Consider the following 1,558-nt stretch of genomic DNA (forward strand, 5'->3'; position numbering starts at 1 on the left):
AACCGCGCTTCACTCTCTCCATGCTGATCGAGATTCATCTGGCCCCTCCGTGCGCCAAATTCTGAATCTCTCCAAATACTTGATTCTCAGCCCTAACGGCCGCGACCTTCTGACTCAGTAAGATTAGGCGACCGCGCGAGCCCGGCGTGGAGATTAGGATCAGCCCAAACAAGACAGTGCAGGTCGAGAGCACTTCGACTGGAGGGTTTAGGTGGATTGGACCAGAGTTTCCCTCCACTTGCATTGTCAAGATCACCTCCGGGCCGGATACGAGAGAAGTGGTGATACAAAACTGCGGCCTTCCCGGTCCTGCCGGACCGCCCGGGCCGGCGGGTCCTCCGGGCCCCGCAGGACCGATGGGCCCGCCCGGGCCTAAGGGAAATTAATGGGTAGCCGGGGCGGCCCCTAATTCCGGCCGTCGGCAGCAAAGCGCAGGAACTGGCGCTTCATCGCATTGACCCTGGCGAGATAGGCCGCGACGAGGTGATCGCCGCAGCGCTCGCCAGCCATCGTTTGAAAACCACGGCGTACGAAAGCCCCCGCCGGACCGGCGCCGCAGAGATGGATGAATGCGGCCAGATCCTGCTTCTGCTGCGGGGTTGCCGTCGCATCTGTCGCGCGGGCGAGAACCGCCGCGACATTGCGGTCCAAATACACGGCCGCCAGTTCGATGGCATGGCTCGGAAGCGCGCGAATATATAGGCTGGTGAATCCGCAGTCGGCATCGACGACCGCATTCTTGCGGATACAGGACCGGGCAGCCTCGGCGAAAGCTGCATCGGTCATCTGATATAGGCCGACGGCGCTCGAGGCCGGTCGGTAGACTGCGAGAGGATTCCAGTTGAGTTGCCAGCGCCAGTAGGTGCGCGCCACCGGGTTGCCGGTGCTCTCGACTTGCGCCAACGCGGCTAACAATTCGGGCGTAATCGTGCTGGTCGAATAGACGCGAAAGAGCGGTCCGTACTGCCGCCACGTTTCACTCGGCTTCTTGTCGAGTGCGCCGCCAACGAGGAAGAACAACTCGGTCGGCTTACGGACCACGTGGTAGACGAGGTTCATCAGAGAGAATGCCGCGAGGAGGATCGCGACAACGCCAACGACCACAACCGCCCGCGGTGCTGTCGTGAGCTTCTGTCGTACCCAACGCGTGCCATGCCAGCGGCGAAGGCGAGGGAGGAAGCTGGTCCAGCTTCTCCTGACGTGCGTCCTACGAGAAGAGGATCTGACAGTGCGCGGCGAGGACACAGGAATCGTCGGTCCGTTATACTGACCTGTTCAGAATCGACAAGCGACAGTTGATAGGGCGGGTTGATCGCGAGCGAAACCCATCACGGAGAGTTGGGTAGACATTGTCGCGCACGCTCAATGATCTAACGCGGAGCGTTAAGGCCGGGTGTGTTTCGTGAAAAATTGGCGGGACTTCGCTTAGAAGGGGGGATGTCCCGGGTTCTGTTGAATTACTGAAGAGGTCGGCGTTGCCCACCTTGAGCCGGTAGGCTCGGGGTGCTGATTCCACAAAGGAGAGCAACGCCATGACGAGAGATATCACACCGGCTGG

The 1,558-nt window shown here is 60.7% G+C and carries 1 protein-coding gene; it reads right to left on the bottom strand.

All coding sequences use genetic code 11. The features are described from left to right. Positions 1-405: 405 nt before the first annotated feature. A complete protein-coding gene (locus tag ACZYOF_RS43660) occupies positions 406-1,059 on the bottom strand; it encodes a transglycosylase SLT domain-containing protein (RefSeq protein WP_463719575.1) in 654 nt (217 codons plus the stop codon). Between the last annotated feature and the right edge of the window lie 499 nt (positions 1,060-1,558).

This window comes from Bradyrhizobium sp. LeoA1Lang (assembly GCF_055413685.1).